Annotated in this window: 28 protein-coding genes and 2 pseudogenes; 16 read left to right on the forward strand and 14 right to left on the reverse strand. The window is 71.5% G+C overall.

Features of this window, described 5'->3' with window-relative positions:
* Positions 1 to 44 precede the first annotated feature (44 nt).
* The 13 genes and pseudogenes from CCL05_RS33685 to CCL05_RS33745 form a co-directional block, all read left to right on the forward strand.
* Positions 45 to 1,001, forward strand: a pseudogene (locus CCL05_RS33685) (hypothetical protein); the annotation flags it as partial.
* Between the two features lie 66 nt (positions 1,002 to 1,067).
* Positions 1,068 to 1,640, forward strand: a complete 573-nt coding sequence (locus CCL05_RS33690; RefSeq protein ID WP_086564449.1) for a GNAT family N-acetyltransferase — start codon at positions 1,068 to 1,070, stop codon at positions 1,638 to 1,640.
* Between the two features lie 126 nt (positions 1,641 to 1,766).
* Entirely contained in the window at positions 1,767 to 1,850 is an 84-nt protein-coding gene (locus tag CCL05_RS47330) for a putative leader peptide (protein ID WP_310887545.1), read from the forward strand.
* A 129-nt stretch (positions 1,851 to 1,979) separates the two neighbouring features.
* Positions 1,980 to 3,677, forward strand: coding sequence for a nitrite/sulfite reductase (locus CCL05_RS33695; protein ID WP_086564450.1), 1,698 nt, complete (start codon positions 1,980 to 1,982; stop codon positions 3,675 to 3,677).
* Positions 3,674 to 3,853 (forward strand): hypothetical protein, encoded by a 180-nt coding sequence (locus CCL05_RS33700; RefSeq protein WP_086564451.1) that lies wholly within the window; start codon positions 3,674 to 3,676, stop codon positions 3,851 to 3,853. The genes CCL05_RS33695 and CCL05_RS33700 overlap by 4 nt, the downstream gene beginning before the upstream one ends.
* The gene (locus CCL05_RS33705; protein ID WP_086564452.1) at positions 3,850 to 4,560 is read left to right on the forward strand and encodes a phosphoadenylyl-sulfate reductase; all 711 of its coding nucleotides are present in this window, start codon (positions 3,850 to 3,852) and stop codon (positions 4,558 to 4,560) included. Before CCL05_RS33700 ends, CCL05_RS33705 begins: the two co-directional genes overlap by 4 nt.
* Positions 4,561 to 4,619: 59 nt before the next feature.
* Positions 4,620 to 5,156, forward strand: coding sequence for an adenylyl-sulfate kinase (gene cysC, locus CCL05_RS33710; protein ID WP_244204493.1), 537 nt, complete (start codon positions 4,620 to 4,622; stop codon positions 5,154 to 5,156).
* On the forward strand, positions 5,153 to 6,088 hold the full coding sequence (cysD, locus tag CCL05_RS33715) for a sulfate adenylyltransferase subunit CysD (RefSeq protein WP_086564453.1): 936 nt from the start codon (positions 5,153 to 5,155) through the stop codon (positions 6,086 to 6,088). Before cysC ends, cysD begins: the two co-directional genes overlap by 4 nt.
* Before the next feature lie 2 nt (positions 6,089 to 6,090).
* Positions 6,091 to 7,425, forward strand: a complete 1,335-nt coding sequence (locus tag CCL05_RS33720) for a sulfate adenylyltransferase subunit 1 (protein ID WP_086564454.1) — start codon at positions 6,091 to 6,093, stop codon at positions 7,423 to 7,425.
* A 221-nt stretch (positions 7,426 to 7,646) separates the two neighbouring features.
* Positions 7,647 to 8,750: an ABC transporter substrate-binding protein gene (locus tag CCL05_RS33730; RefSeq protein WP_086564455.1), complete on the forward strand. Its 1,104-nt coding sequence runs from the start codon at positions 7,647 to 7,649 to the stop codon at positions 8,748 to 8,750.
* A gap of 35 nt (positions 8,751 to 8,785) precedes the next feature.
* Positions 8,786 to 9,574 (forward strand): ABC transporter ATP-binding protein, encoded by a 789-nt coding sequence (locus CCL05_RS33735; RefSeq protein WP_086564456.1) that lies wholly within the window; start codon positions 8,786 to 8,788, stop codon positions 9,572 to 9,574.
* Entirely contained in the window at positions 9,561 to 10,457 is an 897-nt protein-coding gene (locus CCL05_RS33740) for an ABC transporter permease (RefSeq protein WP_086564457.1), read from the forward strand. Before CCL05_RS33735 ends, CCL05_RS33740 begins: the two co-directional genes overlap by 14 nt.
* Before the next feature lie 4 nt (positions 10,458 to 10,461).
* A complete protein-coding gene (locus CCL05_RS33745; protein ID WP_208641676.1) occupies positions 10,462 to 11,202 on the forward strand; it encodes a sirohydrochlorin chelatase in 741 nt (246 codons plus the stop codon).
* A gap of 39 nt (positions 11,203 to 11,241) precedes the next feature.
* Here CCL05_RS33745 and CCL05_RS33750 read toward each other — a convergent pair whose 3' ends face one another.
* The 7 genes from CCL05_RS33750 to CCL05_RS33780 all read right to left on the reverse strand — a co-directional run bounded on the left by CCL05_RS33750 (position 11,242) and on the right by CCL05_RS33780 (position 14,850).
* Positions 11,242 to 12,072: a GvpL/GvpF family gas vesicle protein gene (locus CCL05_RS33750; protein WP_086564458.1), complete on the reverse strand. Its 831-nt coding sequence runs from the start codon at positions 12,070 to 12,072 to the stop codon at positions 11,242 to 11,244.
* The gene (locus CCL05_RS33755) at positions 12,069 to 12,431 is read right to left on the reverse strand and encodes a gas vesicle protein (RefSeq protein ID WP_020277769.1); all 363 of its coding nucleotides are present in this window, start codon (positions 12,429 to 12,431) and stop codon (positions 12,069 to 12,071) included. The genes CCL05_RS33750 and CCL05_RS33755 overlap by 4 nt, the downstream gene beginning before the upstream one ends.
* Positions 12,428 to 12,679 carry a gas vesicle protein GvpG gene (locus tag CCL05_RS33760; protein ID WP_086564459.1) on the reverse strand — a complete coding sequence of 84 codons (252 nt, stop codon included), beginning with the start codon at positions 12,677 to 12,679 and terminating at the stop codon, positions 12,428 to 12,430. Before CCL05_RS33760 ends, CCL05_RS33755 begins: the two co-directional genes overlap by 4 nt.
* 1 nt (position 12,680) lies before the next feature.
* Positions 12,681 to 13,400 carry a GvpL/GvpF family gas vesicle protein gene (locus tag CCL05_RS33765; protein ID WP_086564460.1) on the reverse strand — a complete coding sequence of 240 codons (720 nt, stop codon included), beginning with the start codon at positions 13,398 to 13,400 and terminating at the stop codon, positions 12,681 to 12,683.
* Positions 13,397 to 13,783, reverse strand: a complete 387-nt coding sequence (gene gvpJ, locus CCL05_RS33770; RefSeq protein ID WP_167409663.1) for a gas vesicle protein GvpJ — start codon at positions 13,781 to 13,783, stop codon at positions 13,397 to 13,399. The genes CCL05_RS33765 and gvpJ overlap by 4 nt, the downstream gene beginning before the upstream one ends.
* Before the next feature lie 129 nt (positions 13,784 to 13,912).
* A complete protein-coding gene (locus CCL05_RS33775; protein WP_086564462.1) occupies positions 13,913 to 14,209 on the reverse strand; it encodes a gas vesicle protein GvpO in 297 nt (98 codons plus the stop codon).
* 92 nt (positions 14,210 to 14,301) lie between these two features.
* Positions 14,302 to 14,850: a DUF1697 domain-containing protein gene (locus tag CCL05_RS33780; protein WP_086564463.1), complete on the reverse strand. Its 549-nt coding sequence runs from the start codon at positions 14,848 to 14,850 to the stop codon at positions 14,302 to 14,304.
* 326 nt (positions 14,851 to 15,176) lie between these two features.
* Between CCL05_RS33780 and CCL05_RS33785 the strand changes: the two genes are divergently transcribed.
* Positions 15,177 to 17,426: an MMPL family transporter gene (locus tag CCL05_RS33785; RefSeq protein ID WP_086564464.1), complete on the forward strand. Its 2,250-nt coding sequence runs from the start codon at positions 15,177 to 15,179 to the stop codon at positions 17,424 to 17,426.
* 63 nt (positions 17,427 to 17,489) lie between these two features.
* Here the strand turns inward: CCL05_RS33785 and CCL05_RS33790 are convergent, their stop codons facing one another.
* The gene (locus CCL05_RS33790) at positions 17,490 to 17,810 is read right to left on the reverse strand and encodes a hypothetical protein (protein WP_086564465.1); all 321 of its coding nucleotides are present in this window, start codon (positions 17,808 to 17,810) and stop codon (positions 17,490 to 17,492) included.
* Positions 17,811 to 18,008: 198 nt separating this feature from the next.
* Between CCL05_RS33790 and CCL05_RS33795 the strand changes: the two genes are divergently transcribed.
* The gene (locus tag CCL05_RS33795) at positions 18,009 to 18,959 is read left to right on the forward strand and encodes a zinc metalloprotease (protein ID WP_086564466.1); all 951 of its coding nucleotides are present in this window, start codon (positions 18,009 to 18,011) and stop codon (positions 18,957 to 18,959) included.
* 27 nt (positions 18,960 to 18,986) lie between these two features.
* On the opposite strand, the pseudogene CCL05_RS33800 reads toward CCL05_RS33795, so the two are convergent.
* From CCL05_RS33800 to CCL05_RS33815, 4 genes and pseudogenes are all read right to left on the reverse strand, one after another.
* Positions 18,987 to 20,226 (reverse strand): annotated as a pseudogene (locus CCL05_RS33800) (glycosyltransferase).
* 29 nt (positions 20,227 to 20,255) lie between these two features.
* Positions 20,256 to 21,530: an ABC transporter substrate-binding protein gene (locus tag CCL05_RS33805; protein WP_086564468.1), complete on the reverse strand. Its 1,275-nt coding sequence runs from the start codon at positions 21,528 to 21,530 to the stop codon at positions 20,256 to 20,258.
* On the reverse strand, positions 21,530 to 22,363 hold the full coding sequence (locus CCL05_RS33810; RefSeq protein WP_086564469.1) for a carbohydrate ABC transporter permease: 834 nt from the start codon (positions 22,361 to 22,363) through the stop codon (positions 21,530 to 21,532). The genes CCL05_RS33805 and CCL05_RS33810 overlap by 1 nt, the downstream gene beginning before the upstream one ends.
* Positions 22,360 to 23,313, reverse strand: a complete 954-nt coding sequence (locus tag CCL05_RS33815) for a carbohydrate ABC transporter permease (RefSeq protein ID WP_086564470.1) — start codon at positions 23,311 to 23,313, stop codon at positions 22,360 to 22,362. Before CCL05_RS33815 ends, CCL05_RS33810 begins: the two co-directional genes overlap by 4 nt.
* A 177-nt stretch (positions 23,314 to 23,490) precedes the next feature.
* Here CCL05_RS33815 and CCL05_RS33820 point away from each other — a divergent pair, with 177 nt between their 5' ends.
* Entirely contained in the window at positions 23,491 to 24,354 is an 864-nt protein-coding gene (locus CCL05_RS33820; RefSeq protein WP_086564471.1) for a phosphotransferase enzyme family protein, read from the forward strand.
* A gap of 16 nt (positions 24,355 to 24,370) precedes the next feature.
* Here CCL05_RS33820 and CCL05_RS33825 read toward each other — a convergent pair whose 3' ends face one another.
* Together CCL05_RS33825 and CCL05_RS33830 are read right to left on the reverse strand one after the other, a co-directional pair.
* Positions 24,371 to 25,093: a 3'-5' exonuclease gene (locus CCL05_RS33825; RefSeq protein WP_086564472.1), complete on the reverse strand. Its 723-nt coding sequence runs from the start codon at positions 25,091 to 25,093 to the stop codon at positions 24,371 to 24,373.
* 117 nt (positions 25,094 to 25,210) lie between these two features.
* A partial coding sequence (locus CCL05_RS33830; RefSeq protein WP_086564475.1) for an SAV2148 family HEPN domain-containing protein occupies positions 25,211 to 26,442 on the reverse strand: 1,232 nt, incomplete at its 5' end.

Consider the following 26,442-nt stretch of genomic DNA (forward strand, 5'->3'; position numbering starts at 1 on the left):
GGTGACCGCGCCGGGCCGCCAGCCCCGGGTGTCGGCGCCGCCGAAGCAGTACGCGCGCGTGGCGGCCCGGCGCGGTCACCACCTCGGGCGACGCGGACGACGACGGCCGCTGGGGTCACCACCGCGTGATCCTCTCCGGCTGGACCCGCGGCGGTGCCGGGGGCGGCTCCCTGGACGGCCCGGGCCCCGAGCGGGGACTGGCCAGGGTCGCCTTCGTCGACGCGAACGACCCCGACCGGCTCCGCTACACCTGGGCGCTGCTGGCCGTCCCGGTGGACGGCGGGCGGGACTACCGGGGGCTCGTCTCCCCGCTGTCCGGCATGGTCTGGTACCAGGACAAGCTGCTGGTGACGACCCGCGAGGGCGACCGGGACGCGCTGTACGTGTACGACATGGACCGCATCCAGCGCGCCACGGTCGACTCCGACGCGGTCGGCCGGGTGCGGGGCGGCTGGTCGGCGTACGGCTACCGGTACGTGCTGCCCGCGGTCGCCTCGTACACCCTGCCCGGCGGGGACGACCTGCCGCACCCGGCCGCCGTCTCCCTCGATCGCAGCACCTCCCCCGACAGTCTGGTGGCGAGCGAGTGGGTGCCCGCGGACGGCGACCGGCGCACCCGGCTGTGGCGCTACGCGCTGAGCCGGGACCCGGCCCGCTCGGGCCTGCTCGCCACGGACTCCTCGGGGCACGCGGATCCGGTGGAGGCGTACGAGACGAAGGCGGCCGATGTGCGCGGCGTGCTGTCGTACCGCTCGGGCTGGTACCTCGACCGCGCGGCGGGTACGTCCGGCGGGCACGGGACGCTGTGGCGCCAGGACGCGCAGGGCGCGCGGGCGGCTGAGTGCGCGACGGACGAGACGCGCCACTGCTGGAGCGGCCGGTCGGGTTCGCTGTCCTACTGGGAGGAGACCGGTGAGCTCTGGTCCCCGTCGGGGCGGATGCTGTTCGCGCTGCCTCTGGCGTCGGTGGACCGGGCGCTGGAGCGGTCGGCGGACCGGTAGGCCGCGACCGACCGACCAGCGGGCCACGATCGACAGACCAGTGGGTCAGATGATTTTCTGGCCCGCATGACCACCATCGCCGTGACCACCTGGTCCCTGGAGCAGACCGCCCCGACCGACCTGCTGCCGGCCGCCGCGCCGGACGGGGACGTCCGGGTCGTCCGCTCCGAGGTGCCCTCGCCCGAGTTCAGCCGGTACCTGTACGCCTCGGTCGGCGGCGACATCCTCTGGACGGACCGGCTGAGCTGGTCGTACGCGCGGTGGCTGGAGCACCTGGAGCGGCCCGGCGTGGAGACGTGGGTGGCGTACGACCGGGGCACGCCCGCGGGGTACGTGGAGCTGGAGGCGCAGGACGACGCGGTCGTGGAGATCGTCTACTTCGGCCTGCTCCCCGCTTTCCGCGGCCGGCGCATCGGCGGGCACCTGCTGTCGTACGGCGCGGCCCGGGCCTGGGACCTCGCGGACCGGTGGGCGGGACTGACGCCGACGAAGCGGGTCTGGCTGCACACGTGCAGCAAGGACGGCGAGCACGCGATGGACAACTACCGGCGCCGCGGCTTCAAGCTGTTCGACACCAAGGTCGAGGAGGAACCGGACGTCACCGCTCCAGGCCCGTGGCCTGGAGCGTTCCCCGTCTGACCTGGTCGGACACCCGGGGACGGCCCGATGTGACCAAGGACACGCACGTCTCACATGTCGAGACCTGAGTGTCCGAATCTCGGACGAAGCTGGACTGTGTCCAGATCGCCGTGACACGCTTCCGTCATGCCTGGAACTGGGATTGCCTTGGTGAGTCGACGCCACGTCGACCTCGGCCGCATGTCCAGCGCCATCTGTCCGGCGCGCTGAGAGCACTCACGCACCGCCCGACATCCCTTCCTCGTCTCCACCCCGCGCAACGACGCGCCCTATGCCCATGCGCGCCCGCACGCGCAGGTCAGAGCCGCTTTCCCGCCTGTCCCGAAGGACGTATCAACCATGGCCGCCACCCCGCAGAACCCTGCCGCCGCGACTCCCCGCCGCAAGGTGAGCCGTCACCGCGGTGAGGGTCAGTGGGCCGCGGGGCACCACACCCCGCTCAACGGCAACGAGCAGTTCAAGAAGGACGACGACGGTCTCAATGTGCGGACACGCATTGAGACGATCTACTCCAAGCGGGGCTTCGACTCGATCGACCCGAACGACCTGCGCGGCCGGATGCGCTGGTGGGGCCTGTACACCCAGCGCCGTCCCGGGATCGACGGCGGCAAGACGGCGGTTCTGGAGCCGGAGGAGCTGGACGACGAGTACTTCATGCTGCGCGTCCGCATCGACGGCGGGGCGCTGACCACCCGGCAGCTCAGGGTCATCGGCGAGATCTCGCAGGAGTTCGCGCGCGGCACGGCCGACATCACCGACCGGCAGAACGTGCAGTACCACTGGATCCGGATCGAGGACGTGCCCGAGATCTGGAACCGGCTGGAGGGCGTCGGCCTGTCCACGGTCACCGCCTGCGGCGACACCCCGCGCGTGATGATCGGCTCGCCCGTCGCCGGTATCGCGGCGGACGAGATCATCGACGCCACGCCGGCGCTGGAGGAGATGAAGCGCCGCGTCCTGAACAACAAGGCGTACTCGAACCTCCCGCGGAAGTTCAAGACCGCGATCTCGGGCTCGCCGCTGCTGGACGTGGTGCACGAGATCAACGACGTCGCGTTCGTCGGCGTCGTGCACCCCGAGCACGGCCCGGGCTTCGACGTGTGGGTCGGCGGCGGCCTGTCCACCAACCCCAAGCTGGGCGTGCGGCTGGGCGCCTGGGTGCCGATCGACGAGGTCCCGGACGTCTACGAGGGCGTCATCTCGATCTTCCGTGACTACGGCTACCGCCGACTGCGCAACCGCGCCCGGCTGAAGTTCCTCGTCGCCGACTGGGGCGCGGAGAAGTTCCGGCAGGTCCTGGAGGACGAGTACCTGCAGCGCAAGCTGGTCGACGGCCCGGCCCCCGAGCAGCCGGTCCAGCAGTGGCGCGACCACATCGGCGTGCACCGCCAGAAGGACGGCCGCTTCTACGTCGGCTTCGCCCCGCGCGTGGGACGCGTCGACGGCGCGACGCTCACGAAGATCGCCGACCTCGCGGAGGCCCACGGCTCCGGCCGGGTGCGCACCACCGTCGAGCAGAAGATGATCGTCCTCGACGTCGAGGAGGACAAGGTCGAGTCGCTCGTCGAGGGCCTGGAGGCGCTCGACCTGACCGCCCGGCCGTCCACGTTCCGGCGCGGCACCATGGCCTGCACCGGCATCGAGTTCTGCAAGCTGGCCATCGTCGAGACCAAGCAGCGCGGCTCGCAGCTCATCGACGAGCTGGAGCGCCGTCTGCCGGAGTTCGACGAGCCGATCACCATCAACCTCAACGGTTGCCCGAACGCCTGCGCCCGTATCCAGGTGGCGGACATCGGTCTCAAGGGCCAGCTCGTCGTCAACGACCAGGGCGAGCAGGTCGAGGGCTACCAGGTGCACCTGGGCGGCGCCCTGGGCCTGGAGGCCGGGTTCGGCCGCAAGGTGCGCGGCCTGAAGGTCACCTCCGACGAGCTGCCCGAGTACATCGAGCGCGTCCTGAAGCGCTTCCAGGCGGAGCGCGAGGACGGCGAGCGGTTCGCCGCCTGGGCGGCCCGGGCCAGCGAGGAGGCCCTGTCGTGAGCGAACGAGCGGCCCCCTTCTACTGCCCCTACTGCGGCGACGAGGACCTGCGTCCGAGCGAGGCCGGACACGGCGCGTGGGAATGCGCGGCGTGCAACCGAGCATTCCAGCTGAAGTTCCTCGGGCTGCTCGCCCAGGGGCTGAAGCGATCCGACACCGGAGGGGCACAGATATGACCACGGTTCAGGAAGAGCGCACGGCAGAGGAGCTCAAGGCGCTCGCCGAGCAGGCGGGCCGCGACCTCGAGGACGCCTCCGCGCTGGAGATCCTCCAGTGGGCGGCCGAGACGTTCGGCAAGCGCTTCTGCGTGACCTCCTCGATGGAGGACGCGGTCGTCGCCCACCTCGCCTCCCGGGCGATGCCCGGCGTCGACGTCGTCTTCCTCGACACCGGCTACCACTTCGAGGAGACCATCGGCACCCGTGACGCGGTCGACGCCGTGATGGACGTCAACGTCATCACGCTCACGCCCCGCCAGACGGTCGCCGAGCAGGACGCGGAGTACGGCCCCAGGCTGCACGACCGCAACCCCGACCTGTGCTGCGCCATGCGCAAGGTGGAGCCTCTGGAGCGAGGCCTGAAGAACTACCAGGCCTGGGCGACCGGTCTGCGCCGCGACGAGTCCCCGACCCGGGCGAACACCCCGGTCGTCGGCTGGGACGAGAAGCGCCAGAAGGTCAAGATCTCCCCGATCGCCCGCTGGACCCAGGACGACGTCGACGCGTACGTCACGGAGCACGGCGTCCTGACGAACCCGCTGCTGATGGACGGCTACGCCTCCGTCGGCTGCGCCCCCTGCACCCGCCGAGTCCTGGAAGGCGAGGACGCGCGCGCCGGCCGCTGGGCGGGCCGCAGCAAGACCGAGTGCGGGCTGCACGGATGACCGCGCCTCAGGCTCAGACGCCTCAGACGACTCAGACTCAGACGATTCAGGAGACCGACGTGACGACCGGAGCCACCGTCTGGCTCACGGGTCTGCCGAGTGCCGGCAAGACCACCATCGCCCACGAGCTGGCCGGCCGGCTCCGCGCCGAGGGCCACCGCGTCGAGGTGCTCGACGGCGACGAGATCCGCGAGTTCATCTCGGCGGGCCTCGGCTTCAGCCGCGAGGACCGGCACACCAACGTGCAGCGCATCGGCTTCGTCGCCGAACTGCTCGCCCGCAACGGCGTGCTCGCCCTCGTCCCGGTCATCGCGCCGTACCAGGACAGCCGCGAGGCGGTGCGCAAGCGGCACCAGACGAACGGCACCGCGTACGTGGAGATCCACGTGGCGACTCCGGTGGAGGTGTGCAGCGAGCGGGACGTGAAGGGCCTGTACGCCAAGCAGGCCGCGGGCGAGCTCAAGGGGCTCACCGGGGTCGACGACCCGTACGAGGCACCCGAGTCGCCCGATCTGCGCATCGAGTCGCAGAACCAGACCGTGCAGGAGTCCGCGGCGTCCGTGTACGCCCTGCTGAGCGAAAGGGGACTGGCATGACGACCGCCGCGACGGTTTCCGAGGAGACCGACAGCCCGTACGCGCTCTCCCACCTCGACTCTCTCGAGTCGGAGGCGGTGCACATCTTCCGTGAGGTGGCGGGTGAGTTCGAGCGGCCGGTGATTCTCTTCTCCGGCGGCAAGGACTCGATCGTCATGCTGCATCTGGCGCTGAAGGCGTTCCGCCCGGCGTCGGTGCCGTTCTCGCTGCTGCACGTGGACACCGGGCACAACTTCCCCGAGGTCCTCGACTACCGGGACCGCACGGTCGCCCGGCACGGGCTGCGGCTGCATGTCGCCTCGGTGCAGGACTACATCGACCGGGGTGTGCTCAAGGAGCGCCCGGACGGCACCCGTAACCCGCTGCAGACGCTGCCCCTGACGGAGAAGATCCAGCAGGAGAAGTTCGACGCGGTCTTCGGCGGCGGCCGCCGCGACGAGGAGAAGGCCCGGGCCAAGGAGCGGGTGTTCTCCCTGCGCGACGAGTTCTCCCAGTGGGACCCGCGCCGCCAGCGCCCCGAGCTGTGGAACCTCTACAACGGCCGGCACGCCCCGGGCGAGCACGTCCGCGTGTTCCCGCTGTCGAACTGGACCGAGCTGGACGTGTGGCAGTACATCGCCCGTGAGGGCATCGAACTGCCGGAGATCTACTACGCGCACGAGCGTGAGGTGTTCCGGCGCAGCGGCATGTGGCTGACGGCCGGTGAGTGGGGCGGGCCGAAGGACGGCGAGACGGTGGAGAAGCGCCTGGTGCGCTACCGCACGGTCGGTGACATGTCCTGCACCGGCGCCGTCGACTCCGACGCCGACACGATCGAGAAGGTGATCGTGGAGATCGCCGCGTCCCGGCTGACCGAGCGGGGCGCCACCCGCGCCGACGACAAGATGTCCGAAGCGGCGATGGAAGACCGCAAGCGCGAGGGGTACTTCTAGAGATGAGCACGATCACGACCGAGGAGCTCTCGGCGACCACGCTGCTGCGGTTCGCCACCGCCGGTTCCGTCGACGACGGCAAGTCCACCCTCGTCGGGCGGCTCCTGCACGACTCCAAGTCCGTCCTGACCGACCAGCTGGAGGCCGTCGAGCGCGCGTCCGCCAGCCGGGGCCAGGAGGCGCCGGACCTGGCGCTGCTGACCGACGGTCTGCGGGCCGAGCGCGAGCAGGGCATCACCATCGATGTGGCCTACCGCTACTTCGCCACGCCCCGGCGCCGGTTCATCCTGGCCGACACCCCCGGTCATGTGCAGTACACCCGCAACATGGTCACCGGCGCCTCCACCGCCGAGCTGACGGTGATCCTGGTCGACGCCCGCAACGGCGTGGTGGAGCAGACCCGCCGGCATGCCGCGATCGCCGCGCTGCTGCGGGTGCCGCACGCGGTCCTCGCCGTCAACAAGATGGACCTGGTCGGCTACGACGAGACGGTGTTCGCCGCGATCGCCGAGGAGTTCACGGCGTACGCGACCGAGCTGGGCGTGCCCGAGGTCACCGCGATCCCGATCTCCGCCCTCGTCGGCGACAACGTCGTGGACCCCTCGGCGAACATGGACTGGTACGGCGGGCCGACGGTGCTGGAGCACCTGGAGACGGTCCCGGTCGCGCACGACCTGAGCCACTGCCACGCCCGGCTGCCGGTGCAGTACGTGATCCGGCCGCAGAGCGCGGACCACCCCGACTACCGGGGCTACGCCGGGCAGATCGCTGCCGGTTCCTTCCACGTCGGGGAGGAGGTGACGGTGCTGCCGTCGGGCCGCACCTCGAAGATCACGGGTATCGATCTGCTGGGCGATCCGGTCGAGGTGGCCTGGACGACGCAGTCGGTGACCCTCCTGCTTCAGGACGACATCGACATTTCGCGCGGCGACCTGATCGTGCCCACCAAGGACGCGCCCGCGACCACGCAGGACGTCGAGGCCACCGTCTGCCACGTCGCCGACGCACCCCTGACCGTCGGCCACCGGGTGCTGCTCAAGCACGGCACCCGCACGGTCAAGGCGATCGTCAAGGACATCCCCTCCCGCCTCACGCTCGCCGACCTGTCCCTGCACCCGCACCCGGGACAGCTCGTCGCCAACGACATCGGCCGGGTGAAGATCCGTACCGCCGAGCCGCTGCCGGTCGACTCCTACGCCGACTCGCGGCGCACCGGCTCGTTCATCCTGATCGACCCGAACGACGGCACGACGCTGACCGCGGGCATGGTCGGCGAGTCCTTCGCCGCCCCGGATCCGGTCAAGGACGCCTCCGAGGACGACGGGTGGGACTTCTGACATGAACTCCCCCGACTTCTACTCCATGTTCGCGAAGGAGGGCGGCCGCGTCGGCAGCGGTGCTCTCGGCAGCGGGCAGGGCGGAGTGGCGCGATGTGTGCGCTGACGTACGCGCACCGCTCGCGCGCCCTCACCCCCCACCGCCGTAGACGAAACCTGCCGACCTCCCGGCCACGACCTGAGAGACCGTGACCGCCGGGCCTCCGAGAGGAAACCCTCCCGTGCCTGCATCATCCGCTCTGCGCCGATCCTTCGCGGTCCTGGCCGCACTGCCCCTGCTCACGCTGGCCGCCTGCGGCTACGGCTCCCAGGCGAAGGACGACGGCACCGCCAAGGTCGCCGCCGGGGCGAAGAAGATCGACGGTCTCGACACCGTCAAGATCGGCTACTTCGGCAACCTCACCCACGGCACCGCGCTGGTGGGCATGCAGAAGGGCTTCTTCCAGAAGGCGCTCGGCGCCACCAAGGTCGAGCCCGCGCTCTTCAACGCCGGGCCCTCCGAGATCGAGGCCCTCAACTCCGGCTCCATCGACATCGGCTGGATCGGTCCCTCCCCCGCCATCAACGGCTACGTCAAGTCCCAGGGCAAGAACCTGCGGATCATCGGCGGTTCGGCGTCCGGCGGCGTGAAGCTCGTGGTCAACCCGGACAAGATCAAGTCCCTGAAGGACGTCAAGGGCAAGCGGATCGCGACCCCGCAGCTCGGCAACACCCAGGACGTGGCGTTCCTCAACTGGGCCGCCGACCAGGGCTGGAAGATCGACCCGCAGAGCGGCAAGGGCGACGTCACGGTCGTGCGCAGTGACAACAAGGTCACCCCGGACGCCTACAAGTCCGGCTCGCTGGACGGTGCGTGGGTGCCGGAGCCGACCGCGTCGAAGCTGGTCGCCGAGGGCGGCAAGGTCCTCCTCGACGAGGGGTCGCTGTGGCCGGACAAGAAGTTCGTGATCACGAACATCATCGTGCGCGAGCAGTTCCTGAAGGAGCACCCGAAGGTCGTCGAGGCCGTGCTGAAGGGCTCGGTCAAGACCAACAAGTGGATCAACGCCAACCCGGACGCGGCGAAGGCGGCGGCGAACCAGCAACTGGAGGCCGACTCCGGCAAGGCGCTGCCGGCCGACGTGCTGGACCCGGCGTGGAAGTCGATCCGGTTCACCGACGACCCGCTGGCCTCCACCCTCAACACCGAGGCCGAGCACGCCGTGAAGGCGGGGCTGCTGCAGAAGCCCGATCTGAAGGGCATCTACGACCTCGCGCCGCTGAACAAGGTCCTCAAGGCTGAGGGCGAGCCCGCGGTCGACGACGCCGGTCTCGGCGCGAAGTAAGCCCGGTTCCCGAAGAGTCCCAGGAGGTGACGACCATGGCCACGACCCTCGCCAAGGCCGCCGACGGCACACAGGCGGCCACCCACGCCGCCCGGATCGAGCACGTCTCGAAGTCGTTCGCGGGCCCCGCCGGGCAGCAGCTCGTCCTGGACGACATCACCCTCGATGTCGCGCCCGGCGAGTTCGTCACCCTCCTGGGGGCCTCGGGCTGCGGCAAATCCACCCTGCTCAACCTGGTGGCGGGCCTGGACCGGCCCTCCGCCGGCGAGATCACCACGGACGGGCGCCCGGCCCTGATGTTCCAGGAGCACGCCCTGTTCCCGTGGCTGACCGCGGGCAAGAACATCGAACTGGCCCTGAAGCTCAGCGGCGTGCCGAAGACGGAGCGCCGCGAGCGGGCGGAGCGGCTGCTCGAACTCGTCCGGCTCAAGGGCGCGTACGGCAAGCGGGTGCACGAGCTGTCGGGCGGTATGCGCCAGCGGGTCGCCCTGGCCCGGGCGCTGGCCCAGGAGAGCAAGCTCCTGCTGATGGACGAGCCGTTCGCGGCGCTGGACGCGATCACGCGGGACGTGCTGCACCACGAGCTGACCCGTATCTGGCGCGAGACGCAGGTGTCCGTCCTGTTCGTCACGCACAACGTGCGCGAGGCGGTCCGCCTCGCCCAGCGTGTGGTGCTGCTGTCCTCCCGTCCGGGCCGGATCGCCCGCGAGTGGACGGTGGACATCCCGCAGCCGCGCCGCATCGAGGACACCGCCGTGGCGGAGCTGTCCGTCGAGATCACCGAAGAACTGCGTGGGGAGATCCGCCGTCATGGCCAGCACTGACTCGACGACGACCGTCGACAAGGACGGCAACGACCTCGCCGGGCTGGAGGCGGGCCTCGACGCGCTGGAGACGCGGCAGACCAGCCGCAAGCCGTTCCGGCAGACCTTCACCGAGAAGATCCTGCCGCCCGTCCTCGCCGTCGCCCTCGTCCTGGCGGTCTGGCAGGCCCTGGTCTCCTTCAAGGTCGTCGACGACCCGACCAAGCTGCCCGCGCCGTCGGCGGTGTGGGACGTCGTCCACCAGGCGTGGCTCCAGGGCGAACTGCTCGGCTACATCTGGACCAGCGTCTCGCGCGGTCTGCTCGGCTTCTGCTTCGCCCTGGTCATCGGCACCCCGCTGGGTCTGCTGGTGGCCCGCGTGAAGTTCATCCGCGCGGCCCTCGGCCCGATCCTGTCCGGCCTGCAGTCCCTGCCCTCGGTCGCCTGGGTGCCGCCGGCCGTGATCTGGCTGGGCCTGAACAACTCGATGATGTACGCGGTGATCCTGCTCGGCGCGGTCCCGTCGATCGCCAACGGCCTCGTCTCGGGCGTCGACCAGGTGCCCCCGCTGTTCCTGCGCGCGGGCCGCACGCTCGGCGCGACCGGCCTCAAGGGCACCTGGCACATCGTGCTCCCGGCCGCGCTCCCCGGCTATGTGGCGGGCCTGAAGCAGGGCTGGGCCTTCTCCTGGCGCTCCCTGATGGCCGCCGAGATCATCGCGTCCTTCCCCGACCTCGGCGTCGGCCTCGGGCAACTGCTGGAGAACGGCCGCAACGCCAGCGACATGGCCATGGTCTTCGAAGCCATCCTCCTCATCCTCGTCGTCGGTATCGCGATCGACCTGCTGATCTTCAGCCCGCTGGAGCGGTGGGTGCTGCGCAGCCGCGGCCTGCTGGTGAAGTGACCCCGTGATCAACAAGCCCGTTCTCCTCGTCATCGCCCACGGCAGCCGCGACCCGCGGCACGCCGCGACGGTGCACGCCCTGGTGCGCCGGGTCCGCTCCCTGCGCCCCGACGTACGCGTGGAGACGGGCTTCCTGGACTTCAACGTGCCCTCGGTGCAGGGGGTGCTGGAGTCCCTGGCGGTCCAGGGCGTCCGTGACGTCGTGGCCCTCCCCCTCCTGCTGACCCGGGCGTTCCACGCGAAGGCGGACATCCCGGCGGTCCTGGCGGACGCTCCCCCGCAGCTGCGGATCCGCCAGGCGGAGGTCCTGGGCCCGTCGCCGCTGTTGCTGTCCGCCCTGGAGCGACGCCTGTACGAGGCGGGTCTGTCCCCCGCCGACAAGTCCTCGACCGGGGTCGTGCTGGCCTCGGCGGGGTCCACCGACCCGGAGGCGATCGCAGTGATCGCAGAAATCGCGCGGGAGTGGCGGCACACCGGTTGGTGCGCCGTGCGGCCTGCGTTCGCCTCCGCATCTCTCCCCCGCACCGAGGACGCCGTCCGGGAACTGCGTGCCCTCGGCTGCGCCCGGGTGGCGGTCGCCCCCTACGTCCTCGCCCCCGGCTTCCTCCCGGACCGCATCGCGCGGGGCGCGGCCGAGGCGGACGTCCTGGCGGACGTACTGGGTCCGGCGCCGGAGGTGGCCCGGGTGGTGCTGGAGCGGTACGAGGCGGCTCGGGTACCGGCGTTGGCGGCTGTGAGCGCCTGAAAGGGAACCGGCCGTCAGGGCGGGGGCCCCGACGGGCCGTCACGCGGCGGGTTCCGGCTCCGGCTGGAGTGCGAAGGAGTAGGGGGCCCAGGGGCCGGTGACCTCGACGCGGAGGCCGGGGACGCCCTCGGCGGCCGCCAGTACGCCGGTGCGGAAGGCGTCGACGCGGTCGGCGGGGACGAGGTAGGCGTCGTTGCCGACGTTGGTGCCGGGCGCCGGGCCGGCGAGGCTTCCGCGTTCCGGTGTGTGTGCGACACGGTCGACGGCCAGGGCGCCGGCGGTCTGCGTGAGGTGTGCGGCGGCCTGGGCGACCGTACGCCAGGCTTCCTCGTTTCTGCGTTGTCTGCGGCGGCGGATCGACAGGTAGGCGCGGCCGACGCCGAGGCCGGTGGGCGTTTCCCGTCCGGTGTCGGTGCCCGGCCCGGGTGGTGTGATGTCGGGTGTGGCATAGATCCTGACACCGAGTTCGACGTGGCCCGTGAGGCGGTCCAGGAGGGACAGGAAGTACGCGCGGCGGGTGTCGAGGGCGTGCCGGGCGCGGTCCTCGTCGGGGTAGACGGTGGCCAGACGCAGGGGCAGGACGGCGGCGCCGCTTGCGACGAGAGCGGCGACGACGGCGTGGTGGGAGCGGACCGTGGACTCCATCCAGTCCAGGTCGTCGAGGTGGGCCTCGAGGGGTCTCCCGGCGTAGTCGGCGGCCGGGACGTGGCCGACGGCGAAGGCCAGCCTGGAGGTGGGATCGGCGGACTCCACCAGGTGGACCGGGTCGCCGGCGACGCCGCGCACGTGCGCCACCGCCGCGCCGGCCTCGGGGGTGCGGCGCAGGACCGCGTAGACGTAGACGACGTTCGGGTCGGTCGGGTCGCTCATGGCTCCGGCCTCCTGTCGGCCGCCTTGAGGGCGGCGATCTCGGCGCGCAGCCGTTCGTTCTCGTCGGCCAGGGACCGCTCGGGGCGAGCGGCGCGGGAGGAGAGGGAGGGATCGTGTTCCCACCAGTCGATGCCCATCTCCTTCGCCTTGTCGACGGAAGCGACGAGCAGGCGCAGCTTGATGGTGAGCAGTTCGATGTCGAGCAGGTTGATCCGGATGTCGCCGGCGATGACCACGCCCTTGTCGAGGACGCGTTCGAGGATGTCGGCGAGGTTGGCGCTCTGGGCGCCGGGCCCGTGGTCGTAGGGGGAGGGAAGGCGGGGCGGTCCGGTGAGTCCGCCGGTGGCCGGATGGGTCATGGTCGCGGGGCTCGTCTCCGGGCGTCGATCTCGTCGAGTCGGTCCAGCAGTTCGTCCTCGCGACGGTCGTACTCGTCCTCGTCGAGGCGTCCCTCCAGCAGGGCCCGTTCCAGGTCGACGAGGGCCTGCCGGACGGGGGCCGGGTCGTAGTACTGCGCCTCGGCGGCGGCCTGGAGCTGCTCGGCGGCCCAGAGGGTGGTGCGCAGGGGCGCGAGCGGGAGGGTGAGGATGCCGGTGAGCAGGCCCATGTCAGGCGGCGAAGCTGTACGGGGGCAGCGGGCCGCGCAGCCGGAAGTCGTAGGCGGCGCCGTAGTCCTGGGCCAGGCGCCGGCCGGCCGCGGTGAACTCCTCGGCGCGGGCCCGCTCGACGAGGAACGACACGTTGAGGAAGTCGTCCTTGGACGGGTCCGCCACGACGCCGGCCCTGGCGAGTGAGGACAGCCGTCCGACGATCTCCTCGGCCTGCCGCCGCTGCCGGGCGTCGACCTGCCGGGCGACCAGTTCGCCGAGGGCGAGGCGGTCCTCGTAGCTGCCGGTGCCGTCGCGGGTGCACTGGTTGAGCCGGCGGGCCTCCTCCGACCCGTCGAGCACCTCGCGCAGCAGGTCGTCCTGGTCGCGGGCGGCCTTGAGGTTGAACTCGGCGGTGCCGTGCAGTTCGCCGAGCCTTCGGGCGTAGTCCTGGCCCTGCTGTTCCAGGGCTGTCCGGACGGCGGTGTCGTCGGGGGCGAGCAGGCCGAACCGCATGGGCAGGACCGAGCCGTCGGCCATGAGCCGTTCCTGGAGTGCCTGGTGGGCGGCGAGGTCGCGCCGTTTGGGCCGCAGATCGGGGGGTGCGGCGCTGACCACGGCGGCGAGCGGGCCGTGGACGACCACGCGCGGGGGGCCGTCGGCGCCGCCGACGGTACGCAGGCCGTCGAGCCGCAGGGGGTGGTCGGAGCGGGTGACGGCGTAGACGTAGACGCCGCTCACCGCTCGTCCTCCCGGCGGTCCTTGTCGTCGCGGTCGAAGATGTCGCCGATCGCGTCGATGGCGCCGCCGATCGCGCCGCCGGTCCTGCCCCGGGCGCCGCTCTCGACGAGGTTGCCGACGATGTCGGTGAGCTTGTCGGGGGCCTTGCGGCCGGACTCCAGGTCGAGGCGGTTGCAGGCCTCGGCGAAGCGGAGATAGGTGTCGACGCTGGCGATGACGATCCGTACGTCGATCTTGAGGATCTCGATGCCGACCAGGGAGACACGGACGAACACGTCGATCACGAGCCCGCGGTCCAGGATCAGTTCGAGGATGTCGAAGAGGCCACCGGTCCCCGACCCGCTGGAGGTGGCGGCGGGTTGCGTCCCGCCGGTCTGTGTCATGACGGTCACGGTGCGATTCCTCTCGCGAGACTCGTTCTCGTGCCGCCCGTAGGTACGGGGGTGGCGGCGGGCGCGTTCACGCACACACCGAAACGGGTCCCGCGGAGGGATCTCACGATGAGCGTGACGCTAGCGGCCTCGGTCGAGCTGGCCGCGGGCGTACCGGCGGATCCGCTCGTAGCCCAGGAGCCGGCCCTCGGGGTCGAGGGTGACCCGGTAGGTCGCCATGATGGTCATGGTGTCGGGGACCCGCTCCAGCTCCGCGACCTCCACGTCGGCCGTCCAGCCGTCGGGCGTCGGGCGGACGGCGGTGACGGAGTCGGGGGTCGTGCCGAGCAGTTCGGCGAGCTGGGCCGCCGCGCCGCGCATGGCCTGGACGGCCGTCGTACGGCCGGATGGGGTCGCCTGGTCTTCGGTGCTCGTCATGGTCCTACCGTGCCAAGGCCCCGGACCGTGCGGGGGCGATTCGGCCAAACGTGCGGTGCCGTCGGCCTTGTCACCGGGGCAGGGGGCCGGGCTCAGGTACCCGTCAGCTCGACCAGCTTGACGACGGTGTTCCAGTTGCGGGTCGTGGCGACGATCCCCTTGTTGATGCGCGGCTTCGAGAGGTGTTCGGCCAGCTTGGAGCGGCCCAGACCGTTCGGGGCGTACAGGTACAGGGCGCGGTCCCCGAGGCGGAACTCCTCGGGGAGGTAGGCGGCCTGGTCGATCTCCGCGAAGCGCTCGGGGGTCACGGGGGCGGAGAAGTACGTGACGTGGAGCTGCTTGGGCTCCAGGTCGGCGGCCGGGAACGGGCAGGCGTCGGCGATCGCCCTCAGATAGGCGTGGTCGCGCACGATCACGTCGACGCCGAAACCGAAGTGCCTCTGGACGGCGTGCGTGATCTCGGCGGCCAGCGACTCCTCGTCGCCGTGGCCGGAGGCGAACACGGCCTGGCCGCTCTGGAGGTAGGTCGTCACGTCCTCGTGGCCGAGGCTCGTCAAGAGGGTGCGCAGGTCCGCCATCGGGACCTTCTTGCTGCCGCCCACGTTGATTCCGCGCAACAGTGCCGCGTACGTCGTCGTCATCCGCTCACCCTAAGGCGGCCGTCGTGCCCCGTGGGGGTGGGCACGACGGCCGGTGGGCGACTGCCCGAGCCCCGTAAATTACTCACCGGTCATCGCGGGGCACAACCTTCTGCTCAGGATCCACACACCCGAGGAGACCGATAGGTGTAAGGGACCGCGGTCCTTTCCGGTCCTCCCCAGTGGGGAGCGAGCGCGGGCCATGGGGATGAGGTCCGGCCCGTCGACGTCACCGGGCAGCACGACGTGCCGGCTTTATCCGGCTCATACCTTCAAGACGTAAGGGGGCGGCAGGGGGCCGCGCCCGCATCACGAGGGGGAAGCCCGTCATGGGGAACGGAGAAGCACGGGTGCGGGGCCTGGCCGCCCGGGCCGGCGGCTGGAGCGCCCGGCACCGATGGGCTGCCGTCGGGATCTGGGTGCTGTTCGTCGTCCTGGCGATGGGGCTCGGTTCGGCGGCGGGCCGGGTCGACGTCAAGGACAGTGACCAGCTGAAGGGGGAGACACACACCGCCGCGAAGATCATCGAGGACGCCGGCATCGACGAACCGGCCGGCGAGACCGTGCTGGTCCAGGCCAGGGGCTCCGGTCCCAAGGCCACGGACGCCGAGTTCCGGGACGCCGTCACGGCCGTGGTCCGGGCCGTCGAGGGCACCGGCCGCGTCACCCACGTGACCTCGCCGTACACCACGAAGACGATCTCGAAGGACGGGCGCAGCGCGCTCGTGCAGTTCGACATGCGCGGCGAGCCGGACACCGCCGGTGAGCGGGTCAAGCCGGTGCTGAAGGCCGTGGCGGGCGTGCAGAAGGACCACGGGTCGCTGCGGATCGAGGAGATCGGCGGCGCCAGCATGATGAAGACGTTCGACGACGCGTTCGGGGACGACTTCGAGAAGGCCGAGTACTCAGCGGTGCCGGTGGCCTTCGGCATTCTGCTCATCGCCTTCGGCGCGCTGGTGGCGGCGCTGCTGCCGGTGGCACTGGCGCTCACCGCGATCATGGCGACGATGGGCCTGATGGGGGTGATCAGCCACCTGGTGCCGATGACGGACGCCGCGAACTCCGTGATGCTGCTCGTCGGCCTGGCCGTCGGCGTCGACTACTGCCTGTTCTACCTGCGCCGTGAGCGGGAGGAGCGCGCCGCGGGCCGGGACGCGCAGACGGCACTGCGGATCGCCGCCGCGACCAGTGGCCGCGCGATCGTGGTCTCCGGTGTGACGGTGTGCGTGGCGATGGCGGGCATGCTGTTCACCGGGCTCGCCGAGTTCGAGGCGATGGGTCTGGCCTCGCTGATCGTGGTGGCCGTGGCCATGGTGGGGTCCGTGACCGTGCTGCCCGCGCTGCTCTCGCTGCTGGGCGAGCGCGTGGAGAAGGGCCGTGTCCCGTTCCTGAGCCGGCGCAGGCAGGGCGGCAACGGGGAGAGCCGGTTCTGGACGGCCGTCCTGCGGCGGGTGCTCGCCAGGCCGGTCGTGTCCGTCGCGGTGGCGACCGGAGCGCTGCTGGCCATCGCGGCTCCCGCGGTCGGCATGAAGACCCAGAACCTCACTCTGGAGCAGGAGTTCGGCGACTCGCTGCCGATCGTGCAGACGTACAACCGGCTCAACGAGGCCTTCCCGGGCGGCTCGGACCCGGCCCAGGTGATCGTGAAGGCGGACGACATCAACGCGCCCGAGGTGCGGTCGGCGCTCGCCGACTTCCGTGAGCGGGCGGTCAGTTCGGGGGCCTCGCGCGGCCCGGTGGAGATCGAGCTGCACGACGCGCAGAACCTCGCCGTCGTGTCCGTCCCGCTGGTCGGCGGCTCCGACCTCGACCAGGCGGGCGCGAGCCTGGACAAGCTGCGCGACGACGTGCGGCCCGCCACGCTCGGCGAGGTCGACGGCGTCGAGGCCCCGATCACCGGGCAGGTCGCGGGTTCGAAGGACTTCAACGACCAGTTGGCGGGAGCCGTCGTCCCGGTCTTCGCGTTCGTCGTGGTCTTCGCCTTCGCGCTGATGCTCCTGTCGTTCCGCTCGCTGACCGTCGCGATCACGTCGATCGTGCTGAACCTGCTGTCGGTGAGCGCGGCCTACGGCATCCTGGTCGCGGTCTTCCAGCACGGCTGGGGCGCCTCGCTGGTGGGGGCGGAGGGCGTCGGCGCGATCGTCACCTGGCTGCCGCTGTTCCTCTTCGTGATCCTTTTCGGCCTGTCGATGGACTACCACGTGTTCGTGGTCTCCCGCATCCGCGAGGCGCGGCTGCGGGGTCTGGCGACGAAGGACGCGATCCGGCACGGCGTGGTCACCACGGCCGGGGTCGTCACCAGTGCCGCGGTCATCATGGTCGCCGTGTTCGCGATCTTCGGGACGCTGTCCATGCAGTCCATGAAGCAGATGGGCGTCGGCCTCGCGGCCGCCGTGCTCATCGACGCGACGATCATCCGGGGCGTGCTGCTGCCGGCGGTGATGGCGCTGCTCGGGGAGCGCAACTGGTACCTGCCCACGTGGCTGCACCGGCTGCCCGACCTCACGCACGACGAGACGCCGCAGGCGGTCGCGGGACCGGCGGCGCGGGACGACGAGGGCGAGCCCGTCAGGGCCTGACCCCCCGCTCCCCCGCCGCTGTGTGCAGGGTCCGTCGACTCCGGGGGAGCCGACGGGCCCTGTTCAGCCGGTGAGCCGCCGCACGTGCAGCACGTCGTCGTCGCAGCGCACGATCTCCAGCTCCCGGTCCGGGCGAGCACCCCCGAAGGTGAGCGCGAGGTGACGGTCCGACACGAGCCGCCAGCGGCCGGGCACGGCGCCGGGAGCGTCACCGCGACCCAGCGGATGGTCGGTGAAGGTGCCGTCGGGCGCGAATTCCATGCCGCGCCGCCCGCGCGCCGGCGGGAAGGGGTGGTCGTCCGGCCGGTACACCCGCACGTCCTCGTGGTCCTCCTCGTAGGAATGGACCCACGAGCGGAACAGGCCCGATGGGGGCTCATGCATGACCCGGCCACCTCATTCGCCCAGATAGTCCAAATTGCCGGTCTTCCATCAGAGTGCCTAGGATTATCAGTGTATGGGTCCGGAGGGAACGGGCAACCGGCCGCTCCACTCGGCGTCGCCCGCCTCCGCAGCGCGTGTCACACGCGCACTTCCGCAGCCGCGTGCGCGGCACACCCCCAGCTCCCCCGAGGGACAGACATGTCCGATGCGCAGTCCTACCATCGCGTCACCTCCGCCGACTACAGCCGCTGGTGCGGCGCCATGGAGGTGCACCGCAGACTCCTCAGCCAGAACCCCGAGTACGCCGGGAACCGGTCCCAGATCGAGAACGCCGCGTTCGCCTACGAGCAGTTGGAGGCGGGCACCGCGCGGCAGAGCCTCGTCGACATCCCCGTCGTCGTGCACGTCGTGCACAGCACCCCCGAGCAGGACATCGGCGACGACCAGATCCACAGTCAGATCGCCGTGCTCAACCAGGACTTCCGCGCCACCAACCCCGACGTCGACAAGGTCCCCGAGGCCTGGAAGGACCTCGTGGCCGACGCGCGCGTCCAGTTCCACCTCGCCCGGACCGACCCGCTGGGCCGCCCCACGGACGGCATCACGCGGACCCGGACGTCGACTCCCGACTGGGACACGGACGACCTGGTCAAGTTCAGCCTGAGCGGCGGCCACGACGCCTGGCCGGCGGACGTCTACCTGAACCTGTGGGTCTGCCAGTTGCGCCGCGGGCTTCTCGGCTACGCCCAGTTCCCGGGCGGTGCCGCCTCCACGGACGGAGTGGTCGTCACGCACACCGGCTTCGGGACCACCGGCACCGCCACCGCGCCCTTCGACGGCGGCCGCACCGCCGTGCACGAGATCGGGCACTGGCTGAACCTGCGGCACATCTGGGGCGACGACGACGAGGGCTGCAGCGGCAGCGACTTCGTGGCGGACACCCCCAACCAGGGCGGGCCCAACACGGGTTCACCCGGCTTTCCCCATGTGTCGTGCGGCAACGGACCGAACGGCGACATGTTCATGAACTACATGGACTACACGGACGACGCCGCGATGTTCATGTTCACCAAGGGGCAGGCGGCGCGCATGGACGCCGCTCTCGACCACGCCCGCATGAACCTCACCCGCCAGGCCGTCACCGTGTGACGGACCGGCGGGCGACGGCCGCCCCGACTACCGCCGGCGCGCGGGCAGTTCGGCCTCGATGAGGTCGGCCGCGCGCCGCGTGCCGCCCTCCCGGGCCGTCTCCGCCTGGATCTCCTTCAGCCGGCGGGCGACCTCCGGGTCGTCGACGAGGGCGAGAGCCGCCTCGCGCAGCGCCTCACCGGTCGCCTCCTGAGTCGGGAGGTACCGCGCGACACCGAGGCCCTGGAGCACCTGCGCGTTGCCGAACTGGTCCGCGGCCTGCGGTACGGCGATCATCGGCGTGGCCGTGGCCAGGCCCTCCTGGCTGCCGCCCGCCCCGGCGTGCGTGACGAACAGGTCGGCCTGCTTGAGGATCGCCAGCTGCGGCACCCAGGAGTGCACCTCGACGTTGGCGGGGATCTCCCCGAGCCCGGCCGGGTCGATGTGCTTGCCGACCGAGAGCACCAGGTGCCAGCCGGGCAGGTCGCCGAACGCCTTGACGCACTCCCGGTAGAAGCCGGGCTGCTTGGTGAAGGCGGACCCGAGCGACACGAGCGCGACCTTCTCGGCGCCGGCCGGCCGCTGCCAGCCGCCCTCGGCGGTGCGGTCGCCCTGGCAGGCTCCGACGAAGGTGTACACGCTCTCGTCGACGCGGTCCGCGTTCGGCTGGAGCGCCCTGGGGATCAGGACGATCGAGCGGTCGGGACGGCCCCCGAAGGCATCGGGGTGCCGGGTGATCCCGTTCTCCTCCAGCCAGGCCTGGAACCGGGCGTAGTAGGCACGGCCGCGCTCGGTCTTCTTCGGCTCCTCCCACATGGGTTCGGCGACCTCCTTCTCGTACCCCTCCCAGGCGACCATGGCCGGCGACAGGGAGATCGCGGGCACGCCCCAGCGGTGGGCCAGGACGCGGGCCGGGTAGGAGGCGATGTCGTGCAGGACGAGGTCCGGCTCGTCGCCCTCGTATGCCTCGATCAGCTGCGGGAGGGCCTGGATCGCGTCGTCGAGGAACGGCTCCACGTTGTCCAGCAGCGTGCTCCCCCAGGCCTCCGGGTCGTCGTCGGGCGAGGGCAGCGTCGAGTGCCACGGCTTCACCTCGGCACCGGTGTCCGCGACCTTCTCCGCGAAGACCGGCGGGATCGCGTACGTCACGCGGTGGCCGCGCGCCACGAGCTCGCGGATCACCTCCAGACTCGGGTTGACGTGGCCGTGGGCGGCGATGGAGAACATGGCGATATGAGCGCGACTGGTCATGCGCCCGACCGTACGCGAGACGAGACGTCTCGTGCAATCACTTTTGCCGGGGCCGGGTCGGCGGGTTCAGCGCTGGTAGCGCGCCAGCACCGGGTTGCCGTCCTCCTCCAGGCGTTTACGCAGCTCACGGAGGTTGATGGCGCCGCTGTAGTACTCCTGGAGGGCCGGGGTCGCCACCTTGTCCTTCCACTCGGGGTAGCCCCGCACGGTCTGGGCGGGTGCCGGGCGCAGATGGGCGGCGAGCGCGGCGCCCGTCGCCCAGCCGTGCTCGGGTGTGCGCAGGGCCGGGTCGTCCAGCGCCCGGCTGCCGGTCGGCAGCATCCAGTCGCCGAGGGCGAGGCGGACCATGTTCTGCGGTCTCAGCAGGAAGTCGATGAAGGCGGCGGCCTCCTTCTGGTGCGGGGAGTCCTGGGCGACGGACAGCGTCTGCGGGCTGACGCCCTGGGTGAGTCCCCCGGCGCCGGCCGGGGCGGGCAGCACCTGCCAGGCGAAGCCCTTCGGGGCCTGCTGGACGATCTGCTGGCGGTAGGAGAACCCGAGCGGGACCATCGCGTATCTGCCGCCGAAGAAGCCGGGCAGGGTGTCGGAGCCGCCGCTGCCCAGGGTCGTGGGCGAGGCACTGCGGTCGGTGCCGGCCTGGGCGCGGATGGTGCGCGGCACCACCTCGTCGGCCGCCTCGAACCGGACCGTCACCTTGCCGTCGGCCCCGCGGTGGAAGAGCCGTCCGCCCGCCGACAGGGAGAGGTTGAGCGTGGCGGAGACCGGTTCCTTCAGGGGCCAGGCGATGCCGTACGTCCCCCGGCCGCTGAGCTGTTCGGTGATGCGGCGGAACTCGGCCCAGCTCCACGGCTTCTCAGGGGTCGGGATCCGTACCCCGGAACGCTTGAGCCAGGTCGCGTTGGCGATCAGCACGCGCGGCTCCTGGAGGAACGGCACGCCGTAGACGCCGTCCCCGAAGGTGGTGGTCTCCCAACTGCGCTGGGGAATGTCCGACTTCAGCCGGGCGGGCAGCAGCTCGGTGAGGTCGGCGAGGTAGCCGCCGTAGGCGAAGTCGGCGAGGTCGTCGGAGGCGTCGTGGATGATGTCGGGTGCCTCGCCGCCCTCGAAGGCCGTGAGGAGCTGGTCGTGGACGCTGTCCCAGCTGCCCTGGACGTACTCGACCCGGACGCCCGGGTGAGTGGCGTTCCACTCCTTCACCAGTTCCTTGTTGGCCTCGACCGATTCCTCCTGCCAGGCCAGGGACTGGAAGCGCAGGGTGATCCGGCCGTCGTCGCGGGTGCCGCCGGAGGAGCAGCCGGCGAGGAGCAGCAGGAGGACCAGGGCCAGCAGGCGTGCGCGCATCAGCTCTTCACCGCCCCGGTGAGCATGCCGCCCGTGATGCGCCGCTGGATGATCGCGAAGACGACCAGCGAGGGCAGCGTCGCGAGGAACGCCGCCGCCGCGAGCGGGCCCAGGTCGGCGACGCCCTCGGCGCCGATGAAATGGGTGAGCACCACCGGGAGGGTCTGTTTCTCCGGTGTCTTGAGCAGCACGAGCGCGAAGAAGAACTCGTTCCACGCGGTGATGAACGCGAACAGCGCGGTCGCCACGATGCCCGGCGCGAGCAGCGGCGCCGTCACCGACACCAGCGTCCGCACCCGGCCCGCCCCGTCGACCGCCGCTGCCTCCTCCAGCTCGGGCGGTACGGCCCGTACGTACCCGGCGAGCATCCACAGCGCGAACGGCAGCGCCCACACCACGTACACCAGCACCAGCCCCGGCACGGAGTTGATCATTCTCAGGTTCTTCAGCACGAGGAACAGCGGGATGATCAGCAGCACGAACGGGAACGCCTGGCTGACCACCACCCAGCCCGTCACCGCCTTGGCGAGCCGGGTGCGGCGCCGGGCGACGACGTAGGCCATCGGCGTCGCGATCAGCACGGCGATGACCGCCGCCGCCAGCGCGGCGAGCAGGGAGTTGAGGGCGGCGTGCAGCAGCGGCTGTTCGTCGAAGGCCTGCCGGAAGTTGGCGAGGGTGGGGTTCTCGGGGATCCACGTCGGGTGCAGGCTGCCCAGCTCGCGCGGCGGCTTGAACGCGGTGGAGAGCAGCCAGAGGAACGGGAAGGCCAGGAAGACGAGATAGGCGAGCAGCGCGGTGTACTGGCCGACGCGGGCCGGGGTGCCGGTCCTCACGTGTCGTCACCTCCCCTGAGGCGGCCGGCGAGGAAGACGGCCAGGGCGATCGAGATCAGGGCCACCATCACGCAGCCCATCGCCGCCGCGTAGCCGAACTGCCCGTAGCGGAAGGCCTCTTCGTAGGCGAAGAGCATGGGCAGGCGGGTCCGGCCGCCCGGGCCGCCGCTGGTGAGGACGTAGACCAGGGCGAAGGAGTTGAAGTTCCAGATCAGGTTGAGCGCCGTGATGGCCAGGGCGATGGGCCTCAGGGCCGGCCAGGTGACCGTGCGGAAGCGGCGCCAGGCGCCCGCGCCGTCGACCGCCGCGGCCTCGTGGAGTTCGCGCGGGGTGTTCTGCAGCCCGGCGAGCAGCGCCACCGTCGTCTGCGGCATGCCCGCCCAGACGCCGACGACGATCACGGCGGGCAGCGCGGTGGCCAGGCCGCTCAGCCAGTCGCGGCCGCCGCCCAGGCCGAGGTCGCGCAGGGTCTCGTTGAGGATGCCGGCGTCCGGGTTGTAGACGAGCCGCCACATGATGCCGACGACGACCTCCGGCATGGCCCAGGGGATGATCGCCAGGGCGCGGGCCAGCCAGCGCAGCCGCAGGTCCTGGTTGAGCAGCAGGGCGAGGCCCAGCGCGAGCAGGAACTGCGGCACCGTCACCCCGACCGCCCACACCAGCCCGATCCGGAACGACTCCCAGAACAGCGTGTCGTGCAGCAGGTCCCGGAAGTTGAGGGCGCCGATCCACTGGGTCGGCTCGGTGCGGCCCGACTGGGCGTCGGTGAAGGCCAGCAGGATCCCGTACAGCAGCGGCCCGACGCTGAGGACGAGGACGGGCAGCAGGGCGGGCAGCACCAGGAACCAGGCGCCGTGGTCGACGGCCGGGCGGGGCCGGACCCCGCCGGGTCTGCGGCCGGCCCGCCTCCTCGGTGGCGAAGGGGGCGAGGCCTCGGTCACCACTGTCACGGAATCAGCCCCTTTGACGGCTCGGTGGCCAGGTCATGTTCGTGAAGGCGTTCCGCCTCGTCAAGGCACCGCGCACGCCGCCCGACCTGTGCCGATGCGACACTGGCCGGCGGACGGCCGGAACCCGACGGCGCAAGACGTGGACGACGGCGGCGAACGTGACGACGGAGGCGGACGATGGACGAGGCACGGGCTCGGGACGTACTGGCGCGGGCGGGGGTGCTGCCCGGTGCGGCCCGCGAGGCACGGCTGCTCGCGCTGGGTGAGAACGCGGTGTTCGCCACCGGTGACCTGGTCGTCAAGGTGGGCCGTGACGCCGAACTCCTGGACCGGGCGCGGCGGGAACTGGACATCGCGCTGTGGCTCGCCGAGGCGGGTGTCCCGGCGGTACGGGCGGCCGGGCCCGAGCCCCTGCTGGTCGACGGGCACCCGGTGACGGTGTGGCACCGGCTGCCGGACGCCGTACGGCCCGCCGAGCCACGGGACCTGGCCGAACTGCTACGGGTCGTGCACGCCACGCCCCCTCCTTCCTTCGATCTGCCGCCCCGCGATCTGCTGGGCGGTGTGGAGCGCTGGCTGCGGCTCGCCGGGGACGCGATCGATCCGGCGGACGCGGCGTATCTGCGGGCGCGGCGGGACGGGTTCGCGGCGGAGGCGGGGGCGCTGACGCCGCATCTGCCGCCGGGGCCGATCCATGGGGACGCGCTGCCGCGCAATGTCCATGTGGGGCCGGGGGGTCCGGTTCTGGTCGATCTGGAGACGGTCTCGTCCGACCTGCGCGAGCACGACTTGGTGGTGATGGCCCTCTCCCACGACCGCTACGGGCTCCCGGACGAGGCGTACGGCTCCTTCACCCGGACGTACGGCTGGGACGTGCGAGAGTGGGAGGGGTGCTCGGTGTTGCGTGGCGCCCGGGAGACGGCCAGTTGTGCGTGGGTGGCGCAGCATGCGCCGAGCAATCCGAAGGCGCTGGCCGAGTTCGAGCGGCGGGTGAAGTCCCTGAGGGACGGGGACGAGACGGTGCGGTGGTATCCGTTCTGAAGGCCCGTCGGCCGGCTCAGACCGGCTCGTCCGCCGGCTCCCTCAACGGCCATGTCCCGTCCACCAGGGCTGTCGCGTCGCCCTTGCCGCGCAGGAAGTTCTGGAAGTCCGCCGCCCACTGCGCGTACCACTCGATCTGGCGGCGGTGGAGGTCCGCCGGGCCGAGGGAGGCGATCTTGGGGTGGCGGGCAGCTATCGCACCGGCCAGGCGGGCCGCTGCGAGGGCGTCGGCCATGGCGTCATGGGCGGAGTCGAGGACGACGCCGTACTCGGCGCAGACCGCTTCGAGGTTGCGCTTGCCCCGGCGGTAGCGGTCGACCCAGCGGTCGATGGTGTACGGGTCGATGACCGGGGCGGGGTCCACGCCGCCCAGGCGGTCGCGCAGGGACGGCAGTCCGTGGCGGCGCAGCTCGGCGGAGAGCAGGGTCAGGTCGAAGGCGGCGTTGTAGGCGACGACCGGCACGCCCGCCTTCCAGTAGGAGGTGAGGACGTCGGCGAGGGCGTCCGCCACCTGGTCGGCCGGTCTGCCCTCGGCCGCCGCGCGCTCGCTGCTGATGCCGTGCACCGCCACCGCGTCCTCGGGGATCGGCACTCCCGGGTCGGCCAGCCACTCCCGGCGCCCCATCGGCTCCCCGGCCCTGACCTCGATCACGGCTCCCGTGACGATGCGGGCCTCGCGCGGATCCGTGCCCGTCGTCTCCAGGTCGAAGCCGATCAGCAGCTCCCGGTGCCAGCCCATGGGCGGCCCCCCTTCTATGGTGCGTTCCCCCAGTGGTCTCCACCTTCGCATGCACCACTGACAATCAGAGGGCCGCGTTCCGCTCGGGCGCCGAACCGCGCGACCAGGAGGGGCGGTTCACGACACCGGCCGCGAATCCGCCCACATCACCTCGAACTCCTCGCGGTAGGTGGGAAAGAGGCCGCTTTCGTCGATCTCGCCCGACTTGACCACCTTGCCGCTGTTGCGCAGCACGAACACCGGTGCCTCCATCCCCCGGGTCCGGCGCAGGTAGTTCTGCACGACCGCGATGCCGTCCGCCCCGTCGCCGTCGACCAGGTAGGCCGTGAAGCGGGGCGTCTCGTCGAAGACCTGGATCTCGAAGGCCCCCGGGTCGCGCAGCCGCGCCCGCACCCGGCGCATGTGCAGGATGTTCATCTCGACGGCCCGGCTGAGCTCGCCGCGCTTGATGCCCAGTTCGCGCTCACGCCGCTTGACCGCGCTGGAGGCCGGGTTGAGGAACAGCAGCCGCACCCGGCAGCCGGACTCGGCCAGCCGGACCAGGCGGCGGCCGGAGAAGTTCTGCACGAGCAGGTTGAGGCCGATGCCGATGGCGTCGAGGCGGCGGGCGCCGCCGAAGATGTCCTCGGCCGGGAACTGGCGCATCAGCCGCACCCGGTCCGGGTGGACGGCGACCACGTCGGCGTACCGGTCGCCGACCAGGTCCTCGACCGCGTCGACGGGCAGCCGGCGCGCGGAGGGCACGTCACCGCCCGCGCCCAGCATCTCCAGCAGCCGGGCGGAGGCCCGCTCGGCCTGGTTCAGGACGGCCTCGGACAGGGCCCGGTTGCGGGAGACGACGTTCCGGGTGACCTCCAGCTCGTCCAGGGCGAGCTCGACGTCCCGGCGGTCGTCGAAGTAGGGCTCGAAACAGGGCCAGTGCTGCACCATCAGCTCGCGCAGCTGCGGCAGGGTGAGGAAGGACAGCACGTTGTCGTCGGCCGGGTCGAGCAGATAGCCCTTGCGGCGGCTGACCTCGCGTACGGCGACCGCGCGCTGCACCCACTCCTGCCCGGCGGGTCCGGCGGCGGCCACCACCCAGTCCTCGCCGTGGACGGGTTCGTACACGGGGCGCAGGACGGCGGCGACGACCGCGCGCAGCCGCTGCTCGACGAGGTTCAGCCAGATGTAGGCCCGGCCGGCCCGCTGGGCGCGGGTGCGCACCTCGCGCCAGGCGTCGGCGTCCCAGTCCAGCTCCGGGCCGATCGAGCCCGTCGCGTCCATCGGCCGTGCCAGGGACACGGCACCGGTCGGGACGTCTGCGGAGTTCCCCTCGTGACCCTCGTCACCAGGGGGCAGCTCCAGCCCTC

This window comes from Streptomyces africanus (assembly GCF_002150735.1).
GTDB classification, from domain to species: Bacteria; Actinomycetota; Actinomycetes; order Streptomycetales; family Streptomycetaceae; genus Streptomyces; species Streptomyces africanus.

What these genes read in the sequence shown, in the direction of transcription:
- CCL05_RS33750 (WP_086564458.1), bottom strand. Translation starts at nt 12,072, where the DNA reads ATGAGCGACCCGACCGACCCGAACGTCGTCTACGTCTACGCGGTCCTG.
- cysD (WP_086564453.1), top strand. Translation starts at nt 5,153, where the DNA reads ATGACGACCGCCGCGACGGTTTCCGAGGAGACCGACAGCCCGTACGCG.
- CCL05_RS33760 (WP_086564459.1), bottom strand. Translation starts at nt 12,679, where the DNA reads ATGGGCCTGCTCACCGGCATCCTCACCCTCCCGCTCGCGCCCCTGCGC.
- CCL05_RS33695 (WP_086564450.1), top strand. Translation starts at nt 1,980, where the DNA reads ATGGCCGCCACCCCGCAGAACCCTGCCGCCGCGACTCCCCGCCGCAAG.
- CCL05_RS33820 (WP_086564471.1), top strand. Translation starts at nt 23,491, where the DNA reads ATGGACGAGGCACGGGCTCGGGACGTACTGGCGCGGGCGGGGGTGCTG.
- CCL05_RS33690 (WP_086564449.1), top strand. Translation starts at nt 1,068, where the DNA reads ATGACCACCATCGCCGTGACCACCTGGTCCCTGGAGCAGACCGCCCCG.
- CCL05_RS33795 (WP_086564466.1), top strand. Translation starts at nt 18,009, where the DNA reads ATGTCCGATGCGCAGTCCTACCATCGCGTCACCTCCGCCGACTACAGC.
- CCL05_RS33805 (WP_086564468.1), bottom strand. Translation starts at nt 21,530, where the DNA reads ATGCGCGCACGCCTGCTGGCCCTGGTCCTCCTGCTGCTCCTCGCCGGC.
- CCL05_RS33720 (WP_086564454.1), top strand. Translation starts at nt 6,091, where the DNA reads ATGAGCACGATCACGACCGAGGAGCTCTCGGCGACCACGCTGCTGCGG.
- CCL05_RS33825 (WP_086564472.1), bottom strand. Translation starts at nt 25,093, where the DNA reads ATGGGCTGGCACCGGGAGCTGCTGATCGGCTTCGACCTGGAGACGACG.
- CCL05_RS33735 (WP_086564456.1), top strand. Translation starts at nt 8,786, where the DNA reads ATGGCCACGACCCTCGCCAAGGCCGCCGACGGCACACAGGCGGCCACC.
- CCL05_RS47330 (WP_310887545.1), top strand. Translation starts at nt 1,767, where the DNA reads ATGCCTGGAACTGGGATTGCCTTGGTGAGTCGACGCCACGTCGACCTC.
- CCL05_RS33790 (WP_086564465.1), bottom strand. Translation starts at nt 17,810, where the DNA reads ATGCATGAGCCCCCATCGGGCCTGTTCCGCTCGTGGGTCCATTCCTAC.
- gvpJ (WP_167409663.1), bottom strand. Translation starts at nt 13,783, where the DNA reads ATGACACAGACCGGCGGGACGCAACCCGCCGCCACCTCCAGCGGGTCG.
- CCL05_RS33705 (WP_086564452.1), top strand. Translation starts at nt 3,850, where the DNA reads ATGACCACGGTTCAGGAAGAGCGCACGGCAGAGGAGCTCAAGGCGCTC.
- CCL05_RS33740 (WP_086564457.1), top strand. Translation starts at nt 9,561, where the DNA reads ATGGCCAGCACTGACTCGACGACGACCGTCGACAAGGACGGCAACGAC.
- CCL05_RS33775 (WP_086564462.1), bottom strand. Translation starts at nt 14,209, where the DNA reads ATGACGAGCACCGAAGACCAGGCGACCCCATCCGGCCGTACGACGGCC.
- CCL05_RS33755 (WP_020277769.1), bottom strand. Translation starts at nt 12,431, where the DNA reads ATGACCCATCCGGCCACCGGCGGACTCACCGGACCGCCCCGCCTTCCC.
- CCL05_RS33785 (WP_086564464.1), top strand. Translation starts at nt 15,177, where the DNA reads ATGGGGAACGGAGAAGCACGGGTGCGGGGCCTGGCCGCCCGGGCCGGC.
- CCL05_RS33780 (WP_086564463.1), bottom strand. Translation starts at nt 14,850, where the DNA reads ATGACGACGACGTACGCGGCACTGTTGCGCGGAATCAACGTGGGCGGC.